The organism is Synechococcus sp. PROS-7-1 (assembly GCF_014279795.1).
In the GTDB taxonomy this organism is placed as follows: Bacteria; Cyanobacteriota; Cyanobacteriia; order PCC-6307; family Cyanobiaceae; genus Synechococcus_C.
This window is the reverse complement of record NZ_CP047945.1, coordinates 2029177-2049987: the sequence shown is the minus strand read 5'-3', so window position 1 is coordinate 2049987 and position 20811 is coordinate 2029177. Positions and strand designations below refer to the sequence as shown.

At 58.9% G+C, this 20811-nt stretch carries 17 protein-coding genes and 1 pseudogene; 5 read left to right on the top strand and 13 right to left on the bottom strand.

All coding sequences use genetic code 11. The features are described from left to right. Positions 1-39 precede the first annotated feature (39 nt). From SynPROS71_RS13935 to grrP (SynPROS71_RS11145), 12 genes and pseudogenes are all read right to left on the bottom strand, one after another. Positions 40-597: pseudogene (locus SynPROS71_RS13935) on the bottom strand (low-complexity tail membrane protein); the annotation flags it as partial. Then, the gene (gene infB / locus SynPROS71_RS11195; RefSeq protein WP_186595139.1) at positions 597-3977 is read right to left on the bottom strand and encodes a translation initiation factor IF-2; all 3381 of its coding nucleotides are present in this window, start codon (positions 3975-3977) and stop codon (positions 597-599) included. The gene infB and the pseudogene SynPROS71_RS13935, both read right to left, overlap by 1 nt. Before the next feature lie 63 nt (positions 3978-4040). After that, on the bottom strand, positions 4041-4322 hold the full coding sequence (locus tag SynPROS71_RS11190) for a YlxR family protein (RefSeq protein ID WP_186595138.1): 282 nt from the start codon (positions 4320-4322) through the stop codon (positions 4041-4043). Further along, on the bottom strand, positions 4319-5728 hold the full coding sequence (nusA, locus tag SynPROS71_RS11185; protein ID WP_186595137.1) for a transcription termination factor NusA: 1410 nt from the start codon (positions 5726-5728) through the stop codon (positions 4319-4321). Before nusA ends, SynPROS71_RS11190 begins: the two co-directional genes overlap by 4 nt. A 50-nt stretch (positions 5729-5778) precedes the next feature. After that, positions 5779-6246: a ribosome maturation factor RimP gene (rimP, locus tag SynPROS71_RS11180; protein ID WP_186595136.1), complete on the bottom strand. Its 468-nt coding sequence runs from the start codon at positions 6244-6246 to the stop codon at positions 5779-5781. A gap of 140 nt (positions 6247-6386) precedes the next feature. Next, a complete protein-coding gene (locus tag SynPROS71_RS11175) occupies positions 6387-6827 on the bottom strand; it encodes a hypothetical protein (RefSeq protein WP_186585970.1) in 441 nt (146 codons plus the stop codon). 108 nt (positions 6828-6935) lie between these two features. Then, on the bottom strand, positions 6936-8087 hold the full coding sequence (gene grrM / locus SynPROS71_RS11170; RefSeq protein ID WP_186595135.1) for a cyclophane-forming radical SAM/SPASM peptide maturase GrrM/OscB: 1152 nt from the start codon (positions 8085-8087) through the stop codon (positions 6936-6938). Next, on the bottom strand, positions 8084-8416 hold the full coding sequence (gene grrA / locus SynPROS71_RS11165; RefSeq protein WP_186595134.1) for a GrrA/OscA1 family cyclophane-containing rSAM-modified RiPP: 333 nt from the start codon (positions 8414-8416) through the stop codon (positions 8084-8086). Before grrA (SynPROS71_RS11165) ends, grrM begins: the two co-directional genes overlap by 4 nt. 34 nt (positions 8417-8450) lie before the next feature. Further along, on the bottom strand, positions 8451-9389 hold the full coding sequence (grrP, locus tag SynPROS71_RS11160) for an extracellular substrate binding-like orphan protein GrrP (RefSeq protein ID WP_186595133.1): 939 nt from the start codon (positions 9387-9389) through the stop codon (positions 8451-8453). Positions 9390-9502: 113 nt separating this feature from the next. Beyond that, a complete protein-coding gene (locus SynPROS71_RS11155; protein WP_186595132.1) occupies positions 9503-9772 on the bottom strand; it encodes a hypothetical protein in 270 nt (89 codons plus the stop codon). 50 nt (positions 9773-9822) lie between these two features. After that, entirely contained in the window at positions 9823-10158 is a 336-nt protein-coding gene (grrA, locus tag SynPROS71_RS11150) for a GrrA/OscA1 family cyclophane-containing rSAM-modified RiPP (RefSeq protein WP_255442518.1), read from the bottom strand. 73 nt (positions 10159-10231) lie between these two features. Then, entirely contained in the window at positions 10232-11137 is a 906-nt protein-coding gene (gene grrP, locus SynPROS71_RS11145) for an extracellular substrate binding-like orphan protein GrrP (protein ID WP_255442138.1), read from the bottom strand. Positions 11138-11265: 128 nt separating this feature from the next. Between grrP (SynPROS71_RS11145) and SynPROS71_RS11140 the strand changes: the two genes are divergently transcribed. From SynPROS71_RS11140 to rpiA, 5 genes are all read left to right on the top strand, one after another. Next, positions 11266-11970, top strand: coding sequence for a response regulator transcription factor (locus SynPROS71_RS11140; RefSeq protein WP_186595128.1), 705 nt, complete (start codon positions 11266-11268; stop codon positions 11968-11970). A 288-nt stretch (positions 11971-12258) separates the two neighbouring features. Further along, entirely contained in the window at positions 12259-14031 is a 1773-nt protein-coding gene (locus tag SynPROS71_RS11135) for a cellulose binding domain-containing protein (RefSeq protein ID WP_186595126.1), read from the top strand. Positions 14032-14317: 286 nt separating this feature from the next. After that, positions 14318-17449 (top strand): glycosyl hydrolase family 18 protein, encoded by a 3132-nt coding sequence (locus tag SynPROS71_RS11130; RefSeq protein WP_186595124.1) that lies wholly within the window; start codon positions 14318-14320, stop codon positions 17447-17449. A 125-nt stretch (positions 17450-17574) separates the two neighbouring features. Next, positions 17575-18633, top strand: a complete 1059-nt coding sequence (locus SynPROS71_RS11125; RefSeq protein ID WP_255442517.1) for a trypsin-like peptidase domain-containing protein — start codon at positions 17575-17577, stop codon at positions 18631-18633. A 36-nt stretch (positions 18634-18669) separates the two neighbouring features. Next, the gene (rpiA, locus tag SynPROS71_RS11120) at positions 18670-19386 is read left to right on the top strand and encodes a ribose-5-phosphate isomerase RpiA (protein WP_186595123.1); all 717 of its coding nucleotides are present in this window, start codon (positions 18670-18672) and stop codon (positions 19384-19386) included. Positions 19387-19388: 2 nt separating this feature from the next. On the opposite strand, the gene hisD is transcribed toward rpiA, so the two are convergent. Next, positions 19389-20732, bottom strand: coding sequence for a histidinol dehydrogenase (gene hisD, locus SynPROS71_RS11115; RefSeq protein ID WP_186595122.1), 1344 nt, complete (start codon positions 20730-20732; stop codon positions 19389-19391). Between the last annotated feature and the right edge of the window lie 79 nt (positions 20733-20811).

Sequence of the window (20811 nt, the reverse complement as noted above, 5' to 3'; positions counted from 1 at the left end):
ACTGGGGGACGACCACGTCAGCGTCGGCAGAGTCAGCAGCCCGAAGCCAAAACTGGTTCGATCGCTGCGAATCTGTTCGTCGCTGAGGGGCTCAACGGCAAGAACGGTTTCGTCAGAACGGGTGAGCAGCCAAAGGCTGGAACAGAGTTGTTGCCACTGCCACAGAAGCAGAGAGAGAACCAGGCCCGAGAGCAGCAATCCTGTGAGCCTGCTCCCTTCTCTCACAGGCGAGAGATCAATCACCAAGAGGGCTGAACGGTCGACCCACCAGAGGACCATCAGTAGAAGCACCACGCCGAACACCGTGGCAATTTGCAGCGCGGGTGACTGTTGAAGTGCACTGATCCGTCGCTGGTCCACCTGACGGGTTGAGAGAGGCTGACGCAGCAGCAGCAGTGATCCCCAGTCCACGGGTCGTTGCACCAGCCAGTAACCCGGCGCCACCACAGACAGACTCCAGACCAAAAGGCGTTCCAGGGCTGGAGAGGGCCCGAAGCTGCTGCCAGCAAGAACGAGCCTGAGCAGCTCGAGCTCCAGCGGAATCACGGCCAAGGCCATGAGCTGAAGCCAGAGGAGCGGCTCTCGGCGGGTGATCATCAGGTGGTGAGCTTGCGGCGCTGAGTGACCATCTTGAAGGCTTCAATGCGGTCACCGTCTTGCCAGTTGGCAAAGCGATCCGTGCCCACGCCGCATTCGAAACCAGTCGCCACTTCCTTGACGTCGTCCTTGTTGCGGCGCAGAGAGTCGAGGTCGCCGGCGTAGACGATCTCCTTTCCGCGATGCACACGAACTCTGCAGTTCCGCTGCAGTTTCCCGCTGGTGACGTAGCAGCCGGCTACGGCGCTCTTGCCGATCGTGAACACGGCCCGCACCTCGGCCTCGCCCAGGGCTTCTTCCACGAGCTCCGGTTCCAGCAGGCCTTCCATGGCCAACTGGATGTCTTCCAGGAGCTTGTAGATCACGTCGTAATCACGCACGTCCACACCGTTGGCATCGGCGGCCTTGCGAGCTCCTGAGGCCATGGAGGTGTTGAAGCCCACGATCACGGCTCCGGATGCTGCAGCCAGGTCGACATCCGTTTCTGTGATCTCGCCAGGCGCCGAGAGCAGGACCCTCACCTGAACTTCATCCTTCGGCAACTGTTCGAGCGAGCCAAGAATGGCTTCAACCGAGCCCTGTACATCGGCCTTGAGGATCAGATTGAGCTCCTTGAGGTCGCCGTCATTCGCCTGACCAGACATGGCGGTGAGGGAGACACGGCGCGAAGCCATCTGCTGGGCCAGGCGGGTGGCCCTGGCATCGGAGGCGCGGTCGCCGACCACGGCACGGGCTGACTTCTCATCCGGGTACACCTCAAACTCATCACCGGCCGTCGGCACTTCGCTGAATCCAAGCGCTTCCACCGCACAGGAAGGACCTGCCTCCTTGAGGCGAACGCTGGCGTCATCGACCATGGCGCGGACTTTGCCGAGCACAGGACCGGCCGCCACCACATCGCCCGTTCGCAACGTTCCGTTTTGCACGAGAAGGGTGGCCACTGGACCCTTGGCCTTGTCGAGGTGCGCTTCGATCACCGTGCCACGGGCCAGGCGATCGGGATTGGCCTGCAGATCCTCGACTTCGGTGACCAGCAGGAGCATCTCCAGCAGTTTGTCGATGTTCTCCGACTTGATGGCACTGACAGGCACCATCACCACATCACCGCCCCACTCCTCGGCCAGGAGATTCTGTTCAGACAGCTCTTGCTTCACCCGATCAGGTGAAGCCCCTTCCTTGTCGATCTTGTTGATGGCCACAACGATGGGCACTTCGGCAGCGCGCGCGTGGCTGATGGCTTCGAGCGTCTGAGGCCGCACTCCGTCATCAGCTGCCACCACGAGGACCGCCACGTCTGTGACCTTCGTTCCACGGGCGCGCATGGCTGTGAACGCTTCGTGGCCAGGAGTGTCAAGGAAGGTGAGCCTGCGAGGTTCGCCGCTGTGTTCGATCTCGACTTGATAAGCACCGATGTGCTGGGTGATGCCACCGGCTTCGCCCGCCGCAACACGCGCCTTGCGGATCGCGTCGAGGAGGCTTGTCTTGCCGTGATCCACGTGGCCCATGACGGTGACGACCGGGGGACGGCGGATGAGATGGTCGAGGTCTTTTTCCTCGATCATTTCCACGGTCTTCTTCGCAGCCTCCTCAACGTCGTCCTGAAGGACGGGAACACCGAATTCTTCCGCCACGGTCTCGATCGTGGGCATGTCGAGAGACTGGGTGACCGTGGCGATGATTCCCTTGAAGAAGAGGGATTTGATGATTTCCGAGCTTTCGACACTCAACATGTCGGCCAGCTCCTGAACCGTGAGGTTGTCCTCCGGAACAACGATCATCTCGGGCCTTACCTGCTTCGCTTCCCGAGCAGCCCGCAGCTCCATGGCCCGCCTCCGCTGGCGCTGTCGCGTGGTTTCCTTGCGGCGCTTGCGCATGGCCGCCACCGGTTTCGGTGCAGACTTGTGCTGGGATTTCGGCTTGGAGGGGCGCGCCAGGCTGGCCGACAGCACCATGTTTTCCTGCTCGCCAGCGAATCCACCGGTCTGTGCAGCCAGGGAATCGTCGTTCTCGCCGATGATGTGAACTTTTTGGCGTTGCTTCTGCGGTGAACGGTTGCGCAGAGCGTCCAGCTTGGCGCTGTCATCCCAGTCAGGCCGACCAGGGCGGCGCTGCCCTCCAGGACCAGCGCCGGGCCTGAAGCCGCCGGGGCGCCTTGGGGCTGTCGCTGGCGATGGCGGAGTCGCCGCGGGGCGGGTGACCGGAGGGGTTGCTTTCGGACCGTCTCCTCTTGGAGTGACAGGCGTGCCGTCAGGCCGTCTCGGCGGGGGAGCACCTGGACGTCCGGAAGGTTTCTGGAGCTGCATGAGCTCACCGGGTGCGACCGGTTTGCGCATGCCGGGTGGCATGGCTGGACGGTTGCCGCCGGATGCGGGGCGTGCTCCACCAGGAGGACGGCCACCATCACCTTTGCTTCCGCTGCTGTCTCGACGGATCGGCTTGCCGACAAGCTCAAGGGTGTTCCCACCGGGGCGAGACGGACGGCCCGCTCCAGTTCCAGGCCGCGTGGGCGCTCCGGGGCGCTGGGCACCGGCTGGACGTTGGGGCATATTTCTTTGGCTCCCTGGCGCACTGGGGCGAGGGCTGACAGCCGGTCTTGGAGAACCTGGTCCTGCGTTTTGTCGGGCTGGAGGTCCTTCCGGTCGCTTGGGTTGTGGGCGGCCCACTAATTCGGGCTTGGCAGCCGGCCGTTGCGGTGGGGGGGCATTCCTGTTGACAGGAGTTTTGGGCTGGGGACGGCTCGAGGGTGCATTCGCCGGCCGCGGTGCATCGTTGGGGGAACTTCTCCGGACGGGAGCGGCACCGCGTGGCTTCGGTGCAGGCGCGGAGGGTTGCTGGGGAACCGGGCGTGCAGGAGGCGATGGAGGTCGGCTGACGGTGCGTTCCGGCGCTGGTGCTGGTGCCGGTTTTGGTCTCGGGACCGGTTGCTGTGCCGCTGGTTGCTGGCGTACCACCGGTTTTTGAGGTGCGCTGGTCTGTGGAGCTGCAGCTTTCGGGGTCGCCGGTCGTGAGGGGGCGGAAGGCCTGGCAGGCGGCTGCTGAGGAGATTTCGCTTGCGTCGGCGCAGCCGGCGCGGCAGGGAGTGGTTTGGCTGCGGGTTTTGGCTGTACTGGACGTGCTGGAGCGTTGTTGCTCGAATCTGCAGCTTTTTGAACCGAGAGGATGGCCTTGCTTGGCGCGGGTTTCGCGGGAGAGGCTGCAATGCGCTGTGCGCTCCCTGCCTTTAAGAGGCTGCGGATTTTGCCAGCCTCTGTCTCGCTGATCGAGCTGCTGTGGCTCTTGGCCGCAATGGACAGCTTCTCAGCGGCATCCAGCACGTCTTTGTTGTCCAGACCAAGGTCCTTGGACAGCTCATAGATTCTGACTTTGCCGCTGCTGGTCATTCAGGTCTCCGGTCGGTCCGGGCACGGTGTGCCTCGGGGCACCACTCAAGGTGGGGCCAGTGTTCATCTTGCCTCAGCGACTGTCTCCTTATCAGGGAATAGTCGCTGCTTCAACGTCGCCATCACGCTGTCAGGCACCTGGCATCGCAGGGCTTTCTGCAGTCGTTTCCGACGTTGTGCTTCTTCTAAACAGCTCTCCTGAGGACAGAGATAGGCCGAACGCCCCATTCCGTCATCGAGGAGAACCCCATCCCGATAGTCACGCACAATCCGCCAGAGAAGGCTGCGGTCCAGCAGCTGACGGCAGGCGACACAGCGTCGCAGGATGGGGCGCTGAGGGTTCACCGGGCTCCTTCCTCTGTGGAATCACTGGACTCGGCAGTCGGCTCGCCGGTTTCGGCTGCTTCACCGTCAGGCATCGCAACGTCGTCAACCGTTTCGTCGCCGTACTCCTCCTCATCTTCAGGGAGGGGATAGAGCTCGCGCAGTCGAGCATCTTCCTCGGCTCTGGCGGCCTGTTCTGCGGCCAGACGCTCTTCTGCTTCCCGCTGGAGGGCCTCTTCCTGTTCCCGTTGGGCAATCAGTTCGGACACAACCGCGTCCTCTGAGGCTTGGTCGTATTCGCTGGAATTTTTAATGTCGATCTTCCAGCCCGTTAAACGGGCTGCGAGGCGAACGTTCTGCCCCTCGCGTCCGATGGCGAGGCTCAATTGATCCGGTGGAACCAGCACATGGGCATGCTGCCCGAGAGGATCGACAAGCCGCACCACATCCACCCTGGCAGGGCTGAGGGAATTGGCGATGTACTGACCAGGATCGGAGGACCAGCGGATCACATCGATCTTCTCGCCACGCAGCTCATTCACAACCTGCTGAATCCTCGAGCCGCGTGCACCGATGCAGGCACCAACGGGGTCCACTTCCCGTTCGATGCTGTCAACGGCAACCTTGGTGCGAGGGCCGACCGAACGGGACGGTGGATTGGCTTCTCGGGCGACGGCAACGATGCGCACCGAGCCTTCCTGGATTTCGGGAACTTCGTTCTCGAATAGGTAAACCACGAGCCCTGCGTTGGCTCGGCTTACGAACAGTTGGGGGCCGCGCCTGGGGACTTCGCTGACCTCCTTCAGAAAGACTTTGAAGGTGGCGTTGGCACGGTAATTGTCATTAGGAAGCTGATCCCGTCGTGGAAGCTCAGCCTCCACCTCCGGACGCCCCAGGCCAGAGCTCACGGCCATGATCACGGATTGGCGTTCAAAGCGAATCACGCGGGCTGTGAGGACAGGATCCTCAAGATCGGCGAATTCTTCTTGAATCATCCGACGCTGCTGGTCCCGCAACTTCTGGGCGAGCACCTGCTTTGTGGTGGCAGCTGCCATCCGCCCGAAATCTTCCTTCTCCGGGGTGACATCAAGCACCACGGTGTCTCCAGACTGGGCATCATCGGCGACCTGCATCACCTCTGCCAGGGCGATTTGATGATCTTCACTTTCCACCTCATCAACAATGATCTTGCTGGCGAGAACGCGGTAGCCCTCTTCGTCGAGGTCGAGGGCAACGTCGAAATTGCTGAAATATTCCTCATCGAACGGGTCTTCACCCACTCCTAGATACAGCGTGCGCCGATAACGCTCGTACCCCTTTAGGAGTGCCTCCCGCAAAGCCGCTTCCACCACCTGCGGGGGAAGTTTCTTCTCTTCACTGATGTCTTCGATCAGGTTGGTGAGGCCGGGAAGAAGAACGAGAGCCATCGGGTGCGGAGCGTGAGTAAGGGAAAAAGGAAATGAGTGGGGGAGGTGATTCAGCCGGTCGGACTGATGAGCTGAACGGAAATCACAGAGGGTCTGGGAATGCGTTTGATGCGTCCGCGCACATTCACCTGCACGTGGTCGTCGTTGCGTTCGAGCAGGGAGCCCTGTTGCCGTTGTTCCCTGCCTTCGTCATCGCGATAGAGGACTTCAACCGGGTAGCTGCGGAACGTCTGAAAGTCCCGATCGCTCTGGAGCTGTTCCCCGATTCCAGGACTGCTGATCTCCAGAACATACGCCTCGGTGAGCAGCGCCTGCGACTCGAGAGCTTCACCCATGGGTCCACTGAAGCCTGCACAGTCGTCGAGAGACACATCAGAACCATCACTGCGACGGATCTGCACCTGCACCGTCATGGGCTGCAGGTGCGTGAGAATCTGAATCTCTGCCAGTTCAAAACCGTGCGCTGCAGCTGTGCTGGTTGCAACGGGAATGATGTCCGGCAGGAGTGGATGGGGCAAGGACTCGTCGAGAGGGTGATTCGGGCTCAGGCCCGATGGTTGATGCTGTGATCACCCTCCCGGAGAGAGGAACTCACCAGGCCTTAATCAATGTAAGTGATGGAGGTTCCCCGAGCCCAAGCTCAGACCTTGCCGAGTGTTCAATTGCACCCCTGGACTGAGATTCGGTAACTGAAGCCTGTGGCCCCTGGATCATTGTTCGCACCGATTTTGAAATTCACCTGACCAACGGCTTTTCCGGATGGAACAGTGAACGGACCAAACTGAGCACCGGTGCCGGTCGGCGGCTTCATGGATTCCTGCACGACCCGGAGGTTGCTGCCGTCTGTGAATTTCAGATAGGCCTCGATCGGATAGGCACCCGGGTTGCCATCGGTTGAGTCCGCCGTGAAAAAGAGCTTGAAGCTCTTGTAGGGCTGGTTGACGACGAAATCCGTGTTCCAGTTCGTCCGCCCGACGGCTTTACCCACCAAGCCTTTGGGGCGTTCGACCTGTTTCTTGACGATGTAGGGCTTGGGTCCGTTGCCATTGCCCCCGACGGGCATCAGGAAGGAACAGCCGGCATGGGCTTGAGGTGCCATCGAGACCGCGCCACAGATCGCAGCGAAGCAAAGGGTGATAGCGGCCGGTCCTGATTGGATGCGCATGGTGTGTGAATGAGCTCGAGAAGGGAATGTTGAGCGAGTGCTTTAGGGGCTGGTCGCACTCTCCAGTTCCAGCTTGCTAAGGACCACATCGACAGGGATCTGGCTCGAGAAGCGGCATGCGCAGGTTTCGGCCGCATCGAGACTTCCGTGTTCCCAGTATTTGTTGCTGCCGTTCCCACCTCCGCAGAACCCGTAGTAATCACAGGTCTGTCGACAGCGATCGGTTCCAGCCTGCATCTCCAGCAGCAGCCGCTGGAATGGGGCGGTTTCGGTGGCATCCAAGAGCGAGAGATCGCGGATGTTGCCAAGGTTGAACAATCCGTAGCGCTCGGTTTCCACCGAGAGCAGTTCGGGGTCGAAGGTGGAGAAGTTGCCTTTTGCGTCCACGCTCAGAATCGCGTAGGGGCGGTTCATTTCGTTCTGCAGCAGGCGTTGACCACCGGCGATCATGCCCATCACCTGGTCGAATTCCCTGATGCGCAGAGGAAACCCATCCTGTTGATTGAGAGCCCAGAAACGGGAGAGAAACTCGCGGTAGCGCCCCTCCTTGGCCAGTCCTTGCATCGAGGAGTTGGTATGAACACCCTCCTGCTCCTCCACGTTGAAGCCCAGTGCATGAATCCCCTCATCGCGGAAGAAGGTGTACATGCGCTCGGGTTGATCGAGAGCATCCTCTGTGAGCACGGCGATCGCGTGAAAGTCGATGTTGTGCTTCCTGAGGGTGCGGATGCCATTCAGGGTGTGCCCATGGGATCCCTGGCCATTGCGGAACCGCCTGTGGCTGTTGTGAATCTCTTCAGGACCATCAATGCTCACGCCGACGACGATGTTGTTGCGTTGGAAGCAGTCACACCAGTCGTCGTTGATCAACGTGGCATTGGTCTGGATGTGCTGCTCAATCACCACCCCCTGGGCCTGAAGATCGGCCGTTTCCCGCCTGATGATGTTGCTGGCTTCGTCGTAAAACGCAGTTGGCAGCGTGAGGGGTTCTCCGGCGTGCCAGAGAATCGAAAGATGGGGCCCCCAAAACGGGCTTTCATACACCCGCTCCAGCAGCAGGGGTAGCTGCTGCTGGAGGTTGAAGATGTTCCGCTTCTGCCGGTCTGGCAGGTAGCAGTAGCTGCAGTCGAGATTGCAGAGGGAGGTCGACTGGATCACCAGAAGACCAATGGGGCCGTAGTCAGACGTGTTCACCAGTTCGCGAAACCGCCGCGGTAGCCATTGGCGAAACCACCGCCGCCGCCGTTCGCGAAGCCACGGCCGCCGTTGCCCCAGGCCCGGCCACCGTTGCCCCAGGCCCGGCCGCCGCCGTTGCCCCAGGCCCTGGCGATGGAATCGGGAGTGGTGCCGGTGATGCCGTTGCTGTCGAGGAGAGCCCAGGCCTTCGTTCCCATCCGTTCAATGCGCTGTTCGAGCGCATTGCCAAGATCAGGCTCGCGGTGCACGGCGGCTTTCGAGGACTCGCAGAGGACGGCGCTGGTCGCAAGAACAGCGGCAAGACTGAGCAGACTGGTTTTGTTCATGGTTCAAAAATGGAAATGGACGAACGGGTCGGGGTCAGGACTGCTTGTTGAATTCGGCTGCCGTGGACAACACGATCGTGAAGAAGGTGCCGATTTGGTCATCGCTAAGGCCCACGGTGCTGCCACTGCCGATCCAGTTGTTGATTTCAGTGCGGACTTCGTCGTTGTCGTTGACGTAGGCCGAGAGCAGACGTCCGATGGCCAGGTTGCTCATGTTCAAAAGCTTGGGGGTGGTTCCAGCCACCACGCAGCCAATTCCAGAGCGCGCATAGGGAAGGGCGGGGACCAGCGCTGCTTCGGGAGCGGTTGCAGCTTGGTTGGCCTTCAGCCAGAGACTGTCGCCGCCGAGAACTTTCACCGTTCCGTCCTTGAGCGCGGCAAGTGCTTCGTCGGGGGTGTTGAAGAACTGGAAGGAGGCGTCATCCACCGAAGAGGCCAGAACGTTGGCAGCCACGCTGTCTTTCACCACACCAACCGTTTGTCCGTTCAGGCTGTCGGGGGTTCCATCGTTGCCTTTCGGGGCCAGCACCCTTACCCCACCCATGGCGAAGGGAAGGGTGTACGTGAGGGTGCGTTGGCGCTTCCAGCTGAAGGCCACGCCACAGGCGATATCGGCATCTCCGGAACGAATTTTGTTGAGTCCTTCCTGCGCCGATCCAACGGCAACCGGTTCGATGTCGATGTCTTTGTCTTTTTTCAGCGGGGACACGTTGAGCTGATCCCGGATGGCTTCGAGAACCACGAACGACAAGCCGTCGTAGTTGTCGCCGTCCTTCTTCACCATCGGCAGGGCATCGCCGATCACAACAGCGCGAAGCTTGCCTGTGTCAAAGACGTTGCTGGTCGATTGCTCTGGGGCTGATGCGGAGGATTGTGATCCCGTTTTGTTGTCTGTTTCCTTGTTTTGGCAGGCAACCAGAGCCACGGTGGAGAGGGCGAGCAGGCCAGTGGCGGCTCTCTTGATCAGACGCATGACGACGCAGTCAGGACGTATCTCGCTTACGTCTAGACAGATTGCGCCGAAGCGTCCACTACATCCTCATGGATCATGCCTGATTGGGATCGAGGCCGGTTGGGCTCACGCCCTTAATCCTGGCCACCATCACCGAGCTGAATCGCGCTGATTTCTTCGAAGCCATCACCCGGCATCGTTACCCCGCGTAGAGCAGGATCCTGGTTGATGCACTGCTGCTTCTGTTCGTCGGTTTTGAGGTATTGGCAGACCCTGGCCCAGAGTTTGCTGCGGGTTCCTGGTGTTCCTCTGCTGAAGAGCACGCGATCATTCGCCGAGCCTTCTCCCTGAATCTCGACTTGGCAGAGCGCGCAGCGTTGAGACCTCGGTTCAGTGCTCGTCATCGAAGGAGTTCAACGGTGGGAGCAGGTTAGTGCTCTCACCGGCGGCTGCTTCACCAGCGAATGGTGATTCCGGGACCACCATTTGCCCAGCCAATTCCGCCACCATTTCCCCAGCCGCCATTGCGGAACCCACCGTTTCGCCATCCGCCGTTGCGAAAGCCACCGTTGCCCCAGCCGCCATTGCGCCAGCGGCGCCCACCGCCATTGCCCCAGCCACCACCGTTCCTCCAGTGGCGGGCGAGGAGCTCCTCTTGCGGATGCTGGAGTTGGTCAAGATTCAGCGCATTCACGCGTTGCTCGAGAGCCAGGCCCGGATCAGGTTCAACGAAAACGCGGGCAGAGGCTCCCTGCTGAAGCGTGGAGCAGGCGGCCATCAACGTGAGCAAACTGAGAAGGGGACTTTTGAGTTTCAAGATGATTTCGATGAATGAGGGATAGCGGCTAGTCGTCAGTGAGGCGTCAGTTGGAGCGATCCGTGTCTTGTTGGAATTCCGTCACAGTTGCCAGCACAACGCTGTAGTAGTGGGCGATGTCGTCGACGCTTAAGCCCACAGCACTGCCAGGGCCGATCCAGCTGTTGATCTCTTTGCGAACGGCCTGATCCCCGTCCACGTAATCCTGCAGCACCCGACCGATGGCGAGATTGCCAGCGTCCAAAAGGGATGCATCTCCCTCAGCTACCACGCAAGCCACAGATGTGCGGGCGTAGGGCTGATTCGGCACGAGATCATTTTTGGCTGCGGCTCTCTCGCGGCTGGCTTGCAGCCAAAGACTGTCTCCGCCCAGGATTTCAATCGTCCCGTCTTTTAGAGCCTCCAATGCTGTGGAGGGAGAAGAAAAGAACTTGAACGTTGCAGTTTCAAGGTTGTTGGCCAGCACGGAGGCGGCAACACTGTCTTGCACGACCCCGATGGTCTTGCCTTGAAGACTGTCAGGGGTGCCGTCATTCCCTTTAGGTGCCAAGAGACGGATTCCAGTTGTTGCAAAGGGCAGCGTGTAATCCAGCAGGGTCTGTCGCTCCCAGCTGAAATCCACACCACAAGCCAGATCTGCTTTGCCTTCCTCCAGCAGGGACTGTGCGTCGCGCAGGGTTTTGACGGGGATCGTCTGGATTGCCATCTCCTTCCCATCGGTGTGGCTGAGCTGATCCCGGATGGCTTCGATGAAGACAAAGCTCAAACCGTCGAAGCCCGCGTCTGTTTTCTTCACCAGGGGAAGCTCTTCCCCCACCACGACAGTCCGCAGTTGACCATCGCTCCGTTTGTTCGCTCCAGGCTCAGCCAACGGAGACTTCGCTTGGCAACCAAAGGCCAGAACACTGAGGGCACCGATTAGGGCGGACCTCAGAACGCGATCGGTGGGCATGGGTTGACCACGACTAGAGGGATCTCCCTCTCATTGGTAGGGAAAGCCGGTCAATCTGGCAATTCCGTCTGGCGCTGCCGCAACGGAAGTGCCCATGCTGAAGAGGTGATCAGAAAGGGAGTGGGTGCATGTTGATCTCCATTGATGATTCCTTCCGCACTCTCAATGAGCACCTGCAGGATCTGTCTCGGCATCACCGGATTCTGGTGGCGACGGACAATCGCCCCTATGCCCTGGCTCTGGCCAGTTGTTTTGCCCTGCATCACACCGAACACCCCAGCCGTCTGGTCGGAATTGCCACGACGCAGCGAGAGGCTTTGGCCTGTCTCGATGACGTTCGTGGCCCCCTGTTGGCCTTCGTCAGTGAGCACCTGGAAGGCGGAGATGGGCTCGCGCTCGTGGCAGATCTCAAGCAGCGATCAGTGCCTCAGTCGCCGATCGCCACTGTGTACACACTCGATCAAATCGACTCATCGAGGCTGAAAGAGGTGATGGCCAGCCCTGCGGATGTGGTGCTGGCCCGACCCAGTCTTGATCTGATGTCGATCGTGAATGCGTTGGAATCGATTCTGGCGGGAGTGCGGTTTGTGGATCCTTCGATTCCTTTTGCCCTAAGGAACAACGCATTCAGTGGGACTCATGTGCTGTCGGAGCAAGAGCGTCGGGTGCTTCAGTTGCTTTGCAACGGCTTCACAAACAAAGGGATTGGTGAGGAGCTCTCGATTGCAGAGACCACGGCCAGGGGGCATGTGCAATCCATCATGCGCAAATTGAACGTGAAGGATCGAACCGCTGCTGCTGTTGAGGGCATTCGGCGTCACTGGGTCGATTAATCGCATCAGAACCAGTTGAGCGACTGGTGCGTGACTCGCTTGAGAACGATGAGATCTTCATTGTCTGTGTCTGAAGAGCGCCCTTGGAATCCACGAGCACAGCTGTGATTGCGATTCTTGAATGAACTCCTTGCGGAAAGGATGTGACCGGATCTTCCTTGAATGCAAACAGATGGTGATTTTTGTGAGGCATGGTGCGTCTGAATGAGGCCGCAAACCCTTTGATTGCAGGGTTTTTGTGACCCGAGACCGCGACAATGATGACGGGGCCTTGAGCAACATGAATCCATGGCTCTCATTCAAGTCGGCAATTTTTCTCAGGACATCACTAATTTTGATCCTGCGAATGATCAACTGGATTTCGGCAACATTTCTGTTCACAGCTTGATTCTTGGTCAGGAGCCTGATGGAACGGCCACAATTGTTTATCCATGGCAGCCCAATCAGTTTCAGCGGATTCTTGGCGCGAACGGTCAGGGAATTCAGTGGAGCGACCTGAGCGAAAGTAATTTCGCGCCCGTGGGTAACGAGCATTTGCGGGGAGATATTGGTGGTGTTTTCTCCTGGGAAAAGGGCATTGGCCCTGCCTTTGATCCTGCTAATCCTGACCGGGAAAGCACTGTCTATATTCGCTCGCATGAACGCGATAGTGTGACAACGATTGACAATTTTGATCCTGTCACGGACAAGATTAATTTCCTCTACTTCGGAACGAGAGAGCGTCTTTCAGTCGTGAATGAAGGCTCAGACCTGGTGATCAGCTCTGAACCGATCGGTCAGCGTTTCGTTTTCAAAGGGGTTCAGAAAGAGCAGCTGATCGGCGCCAATTTGGAATTCCATTTCGACCAGATTCAGGAGGATCTTCTCGACAGAGCATTCGGCTTCCAGCCTGAACAGCTGTCCCTGGTGGATCGCACCATGCTCTTCACGCCAGAGGGTGGCCCTACCGATGGTTTTCAAACGCGAGTAGGGGCATTTGTGACGGCCTCCGGAGAAGCTCCTGGGCAGCCCAGGAGTCTGGAAGAGAGCACGCGTCAAATTCAGGAACGTGCCGAACAGCAACAGGTTGCTGAGCAGGCACCTCAGGAGATGGGTTCCGACATATCCATGCCCATGGATATGGGAATGGACATGGATATGGATATGGATATGACGCCTCCCGATCTCACCAAGGTGGTGATGAATCTGCCCGGTGGCTCCAATGTGCATAACAGCTGCCTTCAGCTCGAAGTGGATGGATCCCTTTGGTGGGGTGGCGGTATGGGTGGCAATCTGATTGTCAGGAACCCCATGGGATTTGCCGTTGACGACTGGGAAGTGTCGTTCCTCACTCCCCATGATCAGTTTCAGAGTTGGGCTGGTAACGCAACTGTTGAGGATGCCGGAAACGGTCTCAATCGTGTGACATTCACTCCTGCTGATTGGAATGACAGCATTCCTGCCAATGGTGAGATTTCCATCAGCTTCAATGCGCAGGGCGAAGGGATGCCCAATAGCGGTTCGCTGACTCGCAGCAATTTCTTCGCTCCCGCCCAGACGTCGATGACGATGGAGATGGGGATGGACATGGGAATGGACATGGACATGGATCCGCAGATGGGAATGGACATGTCTGCCATGACGCCCGATGTCATCACGGGTCAGGTGATGGATGCTGTGAATCCCATGGCCTCAGAGCCGCTCGAGCTGATTCGCAATGGTTCTGACTACGCCATTGCCCGTGGTGATGCGTCGATCGCTCTTGTAGGCCGGTCTGGTCAGGCGCTGTCGGATGCCACGTCTGACCGGTGGGACTTTCTCGCGGCGAAGGATGCATTCGGCGGTGGTTTCAGGGTTCTCGCCGAAGGCGAGGGAGACCGTGATGGCCAATTCCGTGTGTTCCGTTTCAGTGAGGAAGGCGAGCTGTTTGGCCGCGGGCGTTGGATCTCTGAGGAGAAGGCGATCAGCTGTGGGTTGGAAGCTTGCTACGGCGTTGACCTCAATGGCGATGGAGAGCTCACGGGAGATTCGGGCTTCCCCATGCCTGGGATGGTCATGGCCGATCAGGGGATGACCGTCTGAGGGCGTTTGTCTCCTCGCTAAACGTTCGATCAATCAACCTTCTCCCAATCCGGAGAAGGTTTTTTATTTGGGGGTGTAATTCTCTGGTTCATCGTTGTCGTCAATCAGCAGCTGATTCCAGGCTGTAAAGGATGAGTTGTGTTTCAGTTGCTTTGGCCTGAGAAAAGCCTGATTTGCGCCTGAAATGTGAATGAGTTTGTCTGAATCTTTCTAGATACCCTTCGGATGAAGGGTTTAACCGAAGGTGGCTTGTTGTCCATGATTTCAGTGTATTTGAATTCGCATCATGGCTTTTTCCGCAGGAGATCTGCATCTGCAGGCCAGTGGAACCTTGTATTGGGGAGGGATGAGTGGAACGCTCACGATCACCAATCCGACCGACAGTGCAATTGATAACTGGTCAGTGAGCTTTGAAACGCCGCACAGCGACTTCCAAAGCTGGGCCGGCGCTGCTGTGGTTGAGGCTCTCGAGGGTGGCGGCTACAGGGTGACGCTGACCCCTGCGGCCTGGAACAGCACGATCGGTGCAGGGCAGAGCATTGATGTCAGCTTTAACGCTGTCAGTGTTGGCCTGGCGAACAGTGGACCACTAACGGACGCACTGTTCTTTACCGACTCGGGCGTGGAACGTTCGGGGTCTCAAGCGGATGGAGAGACCAGTGCTGATGTCAACACCCCACCCCCTGTGGCGAGCACCGCCACAGAGAACAGCACCACGGATGAAGCATCGGTGAGCGATGCACCCGCACGCGTGTTCGAGGTTGATGTTTATTCAGGGGAGGTCACTGACTTCCGCCCTGGTACCGACCGTTTGGACTTTGGTGGTCAGTCTGTTCACAACCTGATTCTTGGCAAAACGGAAGAGGGCTATGTCACCTTCTTGAGCCCCTGGAATGACGCTCAGAAGATGACCCTCGTGGGCGTCACCTACGACCAGCTGGCCCTGGAGGACTACGGCGTTGTCGGCAACGAACACCTCCGTCAAGACCTCGGTGGCGTCGTGTCGTGGGAGTTGGGCATTGGTGAGAAGGATGCCAACACCACCTACATCCGTTCGCATGAGTACGGCAAGGTCGAGACCATCACCGACTTTGATCCGGCTACCGACACGATCAGTTTTCTCTATTACGGCACTCGCGAGCGTCTTTCGGTCATGCAGGACGGTGCTGACTTGGTGATTAAGACCGAGCCCACCGGGCAGACCTTCATCTTTAAGAACACCAACCTGGATGACATCCCAGGCGCCAGCCTGGAATTCCATTTCGATCAGATCGTCGAAGACAACCTCGAGATCCCCTTTGGTCGCTCGGTCGAGATGTTGACCCTCAAAGACCGCACCGTCCTGCTGACTCCCGAAGCCCCTGTCGGTGAACTGACGGATGGCTTCCAGACCCAATCTGGTGATTCGGCGGTGAACGAGCAGCCACCCCACGACAGCCATTCCATGGGCGATCACGGATCGATGGAGATGGATCCGGACATGGACATGGAGTCCGATATGGCTACCGAACCTGAGCCGACTGTTGACGTGGAACCAAGCCCCTCCGGTTTGGTGGTGTCCGCCACCATCACCGGTGGCTGGGCGGGAACCTTCGCTGGAAACGTCACGGTCACGAACACCAGCGGTGCGTCGGTCGGAACGGATTGGTCGGTGAGTTTTGTCTCCGATGCACCGTTGAAGAGCGTCAGCAACTTTGAGTTCATCAATACCCTGCGAGACGATGGCCGCTACGCCATCACCCTCTCTCCCAAGTCTTGGTCAGCCCCACTGGCCGAGGGCTCCGCGCAGAGCTCTTATTACCAAGGCTCGGGAGACTTCACTGATCCGAATCAGGTGTTTGATCTCGCTGCCACGAGCGTCGAAGTGCTTCAGCCGGAGTCGGAGGCGCCGGTGATTGAGCAGCCTGATGCTCCTCAGCAACTGGACGCCAATGACGCCGTCGAGATTCCCAATGTTGAGGACACTCCCGTTGAAGACAGTCCTGTCATTGAAGACAACCCTGTGACGGAAGACAGCACTGTCACCATCGATTACGAACGCCCCAATGGCACAACAGACAAACGGGTGGTGACCTATTTCGAGGAGTGGGGCATCTACGGCCGTGACGTCAACCTGTCGGATGTCGACGGTCAGTCGATGACCCACATGAATTACAGCTTCTTTGATGTGAAGGCGGATGGGTCGATCACCTTGTTCGATCCCTACGCGGCCCTGCAGAAACGCTTTTCCGAGTCCGATCAGGTCAGTCGCACCTTCAGCACCAGTGAGTACGAAGCCATGGCACCGGAGCTGCTGGACATCTACGAAAACCCAGGTCGCTACACCACCACGGAGAGCGGTGACTCGATCACGGTGACCTCGGTTCCCGTGGGATGGAACGGTGTTGGAGATAACGATGCCGGTAACTTCGAGCAATTGCGTCGTTTCAAGGAACTCAATCCGGAGGTCAACCTTGGTTTCGCTCTTGGCGGTTGGACCCTGTCCGATGAATTCAGCACCGCCTACGCCACCCAGGAAGGACGCGACAAATTTGTTAGCGAAACGGTGCGCATTTTCAAAACCTACGATTTCTTCAATGTGGTTGATTTCGACTGGGAATATCCAGGTGGCGGCGGCAATGCGGATAATGCAGTCTCCGCTAGCGATGGTGAAAACTTCGCGTTGGTTCTGCGCGACCTGCGCTCCGCACTCAATGATCTTTCAGCCGAAACCGGGCGCGACTTTGAGGTGTCGATCGCCACGGCCGGTGGTGAAGAGAAGCTGGCCAATCTCAACCTCGAAGGAATTGACCCCTACGTCGATTTCTACAACGTGATGACCTATGACTTCCATGGTGGCTGGGAGGACGTCACAGGCCACCAAGCTGCGATGACCGGTGATGCCAATAACTACGACATCACTGGAGCTGTAGATGTTTTTGAGAGCGCTGGTGTGGATCTGAGCAAGGTAGTTTTAGGGGTTCCGGCTTACACCCGTGCTTGGGGCAATGTGTCGGATGGGGGAACCTTCGGTTATCAGCAACCTGGCTCGGGTCGTGATGCCACCGGTTCATTCGAGGCCGGCGTTTACGACTACAAGGATCTGCTCAACGATGTTGTGACGGGCTCTCGAATTCTCTACTGGGATGACGACAACAAGGCCGCATTCCTCTACGACGGGGACGAATGGAGCTCCATGGAAACCACGGCCACCATTGCCGGCAAAGCGGCCTATGTGGACAAAAAGGGACTCGGCGGAATGATGTTTTGGGCCCTCAGCAACGACGCTGAAGGAGAGGCCAGCCTGGTGAACGCTGCCGATGATCTCCTTCGCCAGGGAGCCAGCTACGCCGAGGTGGTCGGGCGCGCTCCGGAGTTTGATTTTATTGTCGGAGGTGATGGCCAGTTCGGTCTCGACGACTTCCTCCTCTATGTCTGAGTGAGGCCCCTAGCGTGAGCGGAGTTGTTCCGCTCATGCCTGTGGGTTCAGGTCGGTCACTGATGGTCAAGTTTGTGTGGTTGCAGGGGATTTTCGCTGCTCTGTTGTTGATCTTTGTGCAGCCGATGCAGGCGCTTGCGGCGTCCGCTGGTTTGCCTGGCACTCATAGTTTTGTCGCTGATGCGGTCCGTGATGTAGCTCCAGCTGTCGTGCGGATCGACACCGAGCGCTTGGTGGAGCGCCAGCCCTTTGACCCCAACTTGATTGATCCACTGCTGCGAGATCTCCTCGGTGAGCCCAGCTTCGGCTATGGCCCCGAGCGTCAACGCGGGCAGGGATCGGGAGTGGTGATTGACCGCGAAGGGCTTGTGCTCACCAATGCCCATGTGGTGGAGCAGGTGGAGCAGGTGAATGTGACCCTCGCCAGTGGCGAGCAACGCGATGGCGAAGTGATCGGCCGTGATCCGGTCACCGATCTGGCTCTGGTGCGACTGAAAGGGAATGCCCTGCCGCCTGCAGCACGGCTGGGGGATTCCGAAGCCCTCGAGGTCGGCGACTGGGCCATTGCCCTTGGAACCCCTTATGGCTTGGAGCGAACCGTCACACTTGGGATTGTCAGCAGCCTGCACCGCAACATCAGCAGCCTTGGTTTCTCTGACAAGCGTCTTGATCTGATCCAAACCGATGCTGCAATCAACCCTGGCAACTCCGGTGGCCCCTTGGTGAATGCAGAAGGCCGCGTGATCGGGATCAATACGTTGGTCCGTTCAGGCCCTGGGGCAGGCTTGGGGTTCGCAATCCCCATCAACCTGGCTCGCCGGGTGACTGACGAGCTGAAAGCAGCCGGTGAAGTGGTGCACCCCTACCTCGGCGTTCAGTTGATTGCCCTCACGGCTCGTATCGCTCGCGAGCACAACGAAGATCCCAATGCTCTTGTTGCACTGCCCGAACGGGCTGGAGCTCTGGTGCAGTCTGTGCTTCCGGACAGCCCAGCCCAGAAAGCGGGACTGCGCAGGGGTGATCTGGTGATCCAGGCCGGTGAGGTCCCCATCGACGATCCTCAGGATCTGCTGCAGCAAGTGGATCGGGCTGAGATCAACCAGCCCCTTGCCCTGTCGATCATCCGCGGCGAACAGGATCTGCAGGTTTCCGTCAAACCCGAACCCTTGCCAGGATTGAGCTGAAACTCTTGCTACGGTCTCGCCGATCGCTCACGGACCATGTCGGACCTTCAAAACCAGATGAAGCAGGCCGTTGCTGATGCGGCTGTGAAGCAGTTCTGCGACGGCATGGTGGTTGGTCTGGGGTCTGGCTCCACCGCGGCTCTGATGATCAAGGGCTTGGGTGAACGCCTAGCGACCGGTCAGCTAAGCGACATCGTGGGAGTGACCACGTCGTTCCAGGGCGAGGTTCTTGCTGCAGAACTGGGCATTCCTCTTCGCAGTCTGAATGCAGTCGACCGGATTGATCTAGCGATCGACGGTGCCGATGAAGTGGACCCGTCGTTCCAGTTGATCAAGGGGGGTGGTGCTTGCCACGTGCAAGAAAAGCTTGTTGCTGCCCGTGCCGACCGTTTCATTGTGGTGGTCGATTCCACCAAGCTTGTGGAGCGACTGAATCTCGGATTTTTGCTTCCCGTTGAGGTTCTGCCCGGAGCCTGGGTCCAGATCAGCCAACAACTAAAAGCCATGGGTGGCGAAGCCGAATTGCGCATGGCGACTCGCAAGGCCGGTCCAGTGGTGACCGATCAGGGCAACCTGGTTCTGGATGTGCGATTTGAAGGCGGCATCGCAGATCCCGCCTCTCTCGAGAAAGATATCAACAATATTCCCGGCGTCCTTGAGAACGGTCTGTTCGTCAACCTGGCCGACGAGGTGCTCGTAGGACAGATTGACAATGGTGTTGCCAGCGCACGCAGTCTCGAGAAGGCCAGCTGAGTTCAGCGAAGCCGAACCTTCACCGAATTGGCATGGCTGTGCAGTCCTTCACTGCTGGCCAGTTCAACCACGGCTCCACCGGTGGCTTCGAGGGCTTCACGGCTGAATTCGATCAGTGAGGTGTGACGCATGAAGGTTTCCACGCTGAGCGCGCCGCTGTATCGCGCTGCGCCGCAGGTGGGCAGGGTGTGATTCGGGCCCGCGAGGTAGTCCCCTACTGCTTCAGGGCTCCAGGGGCCGATGAAGATGGCTCCGGCTTGCTGGATACGGTCCGCCAGCATGCGAGGGCGCTCAACAAGAAGCTCGAGGTGTTCAGGGGCAAACCGGTCACTTAGCGACGCACAGGTCTCGAGGTTGTCGCAGACCACGATGAGTCCCCACTGCTGCAGCGATTGCCGGCAGATGGCTTCCCGTGGGTGCTTCTGAAGCTGGTGCTCCAATTCAGCAGGCAGCGCCTCTGCCAGGGAGCTTGCAGTGGTGAGAAGGATCGCAGCTGCCAATGGATCATGTTCAGCCTGCGCCAGCAGATCAGCCGCCACCTGCGTCACGTTGGCCGACGCATCGGCAATCACCAACACTTCGCTGGGGCCAGCGAGTGAGTCAATTCCCACCTGCCCATAGACGAACTTCTTGGCCAAGGTCACGTAGAGGTTCCCAGGGCCGCTGATCACGTCAACGCGAGGGATCGTTTCGGTGCCAAATGCCAGTGCGGCAATCGCCTGAGCCCCCCCGATCCGATACACCTCGCGCACCCCTGCCAGGTGGGCTGCGGCGAGAACGGTGCGGTTCACGGTTCCGTCGGATCCCGCAGGGGTGACCATGACTAGTCTCTCCACGCCCGCAGCGCGAGCTGGTACAGCGTTCATCAGCACCGTGCTCGGGTATGAAGCCCGTCCTCCCGGGACGTAAAGGCCTGCGGCCTGGACAGGACGCCAGCGTCGCCCAAGACGCTCACCATGGACTCCTTTGACATCGAGATCCAAGGGCCTTTGACGCTGGTGGAAATCCTGAATCCGCCGGTGGGCGAGTTCCAGAGCATCCCTCAGGTCGGGTGGGGTGGCATCCCAGGCACTCTGAAGTTCAGCGCAGGGGACCTGAAGCGGGTCCGGGTCAAATCCGTCGAACTGCTGGGTGAGTGCTCTTAGGGCCTGATCCCCGTCCCTGCGCACTTGGTCGAGGATGGATTCGACGCTTTTCGCGGCGTCCCGTTGGGATTGCCCGGCTGTGCGTGTCGCGATCTGATCCAGTCGCAGTTCCGCATCGCCGACCGCGTCGGTGCGATGAATCACGGACGCCTCGCTGCTGGAGGTGGGGCTCGATGGGGCTGTCACCGTCTGATCATGCATGGGAACAAGCTAGGTCCAACTCTGGGCAGCAGGTTTGGTTTGAGTGCGCTGAGCTATGGTTATGGATTGTCGATCAGAT

Bases quoted from the DNA above. Each gene is read 5' to 3' on its own strand.
- SynPROS71_RS11175 (WP_186585970.1), bottom strand. From the start codon at position 6,827: ATGGCACCTCAAGCCCATGCCGGCTGTTCCTTCCTGATGCCCGTCGGG.
- hisD (WP_186595122.1), bottom strand. From the start codon at position 20,732: ATGCATGATCAGACGGTGACAGCCCCATCGAGCCCCACCTCCAGCAGC.
- nusA (WP_186595137.1), bottom strand. From the start codon at position 5,728: ATGGCTCTCGTTCTTCTTCCCGGCCTCACCAACCTGATCGAAGACATC.
- rpiA (WP_186595123.1), top strand. From the start codon at position 18,670: ATGTCGGACCTTCAAAACCAGATGAAGCAGGCCGTTGCTGATGCGGCT.
- grrA (WP_186595134.1), bottom strand. From the start codon at position 8,416: ATGAACAAAACCAGTCTGCTCAGTCTTGCCGCTGTTCTTGCGACCAGC.
- infB (WP_186595139.1), bottom strand. From the start codon at position 3,977: ATGACCAGCAGCGGCAAAGTCAGAATCTATGAGCTGTCCAAGGACCTT.
- grrP (WP_255442138.1), bottom strand. From the start codon at position 11,137: ATGCCCACCGATCGCGTTCTGAGGTCCGCCCTAATCGGTGCCCTCAGT.
- SynPROS71_RS11140 (WP_186595128.1), top strand. From the start codon at position 11,266: ATGTTGATCTCCATTGATGATTCCTTCCGCACTCTCAATGAGCACCTG.
- grrP (WP_186595133.1), bottom strand. From the start codon at position 9,389: ATGCGTCTGATCAAGAGAGCCGCCACTGGCCTGCTCGCCCTCTCCACC.
- SynPROS71_RS11155 (WP_186595132.1), bottom strand. From the start codon at position 9,772: ATGACGAGCACTGAACCGAGGTCTCAACGCTGCGCGCTCTGCCAAGTC.
- SynPROS71_RS11125 (WP_255442517.1), top strand. From the start codon at position 17,575: ATGCAGGCGCTTGCGGCGTCCGCTGGTTTGCCTGGCACTCATAGTTTT.
- SynPROS71_RS11130 (WP_186595124.1), top strand. From the start codon at position 14,318: ATGGCTTTTTCCGCAGGAGATCTGCATCTGCAGGCCAGTGGAACCTTG.
- SynPROS71_RS11135 (WP_186595126.1), top strand. From the start codon at position 12,259: ATGGCTCTCATTCAAGTCGGCAATTTTTCTCAGGACATCACTAATTTT.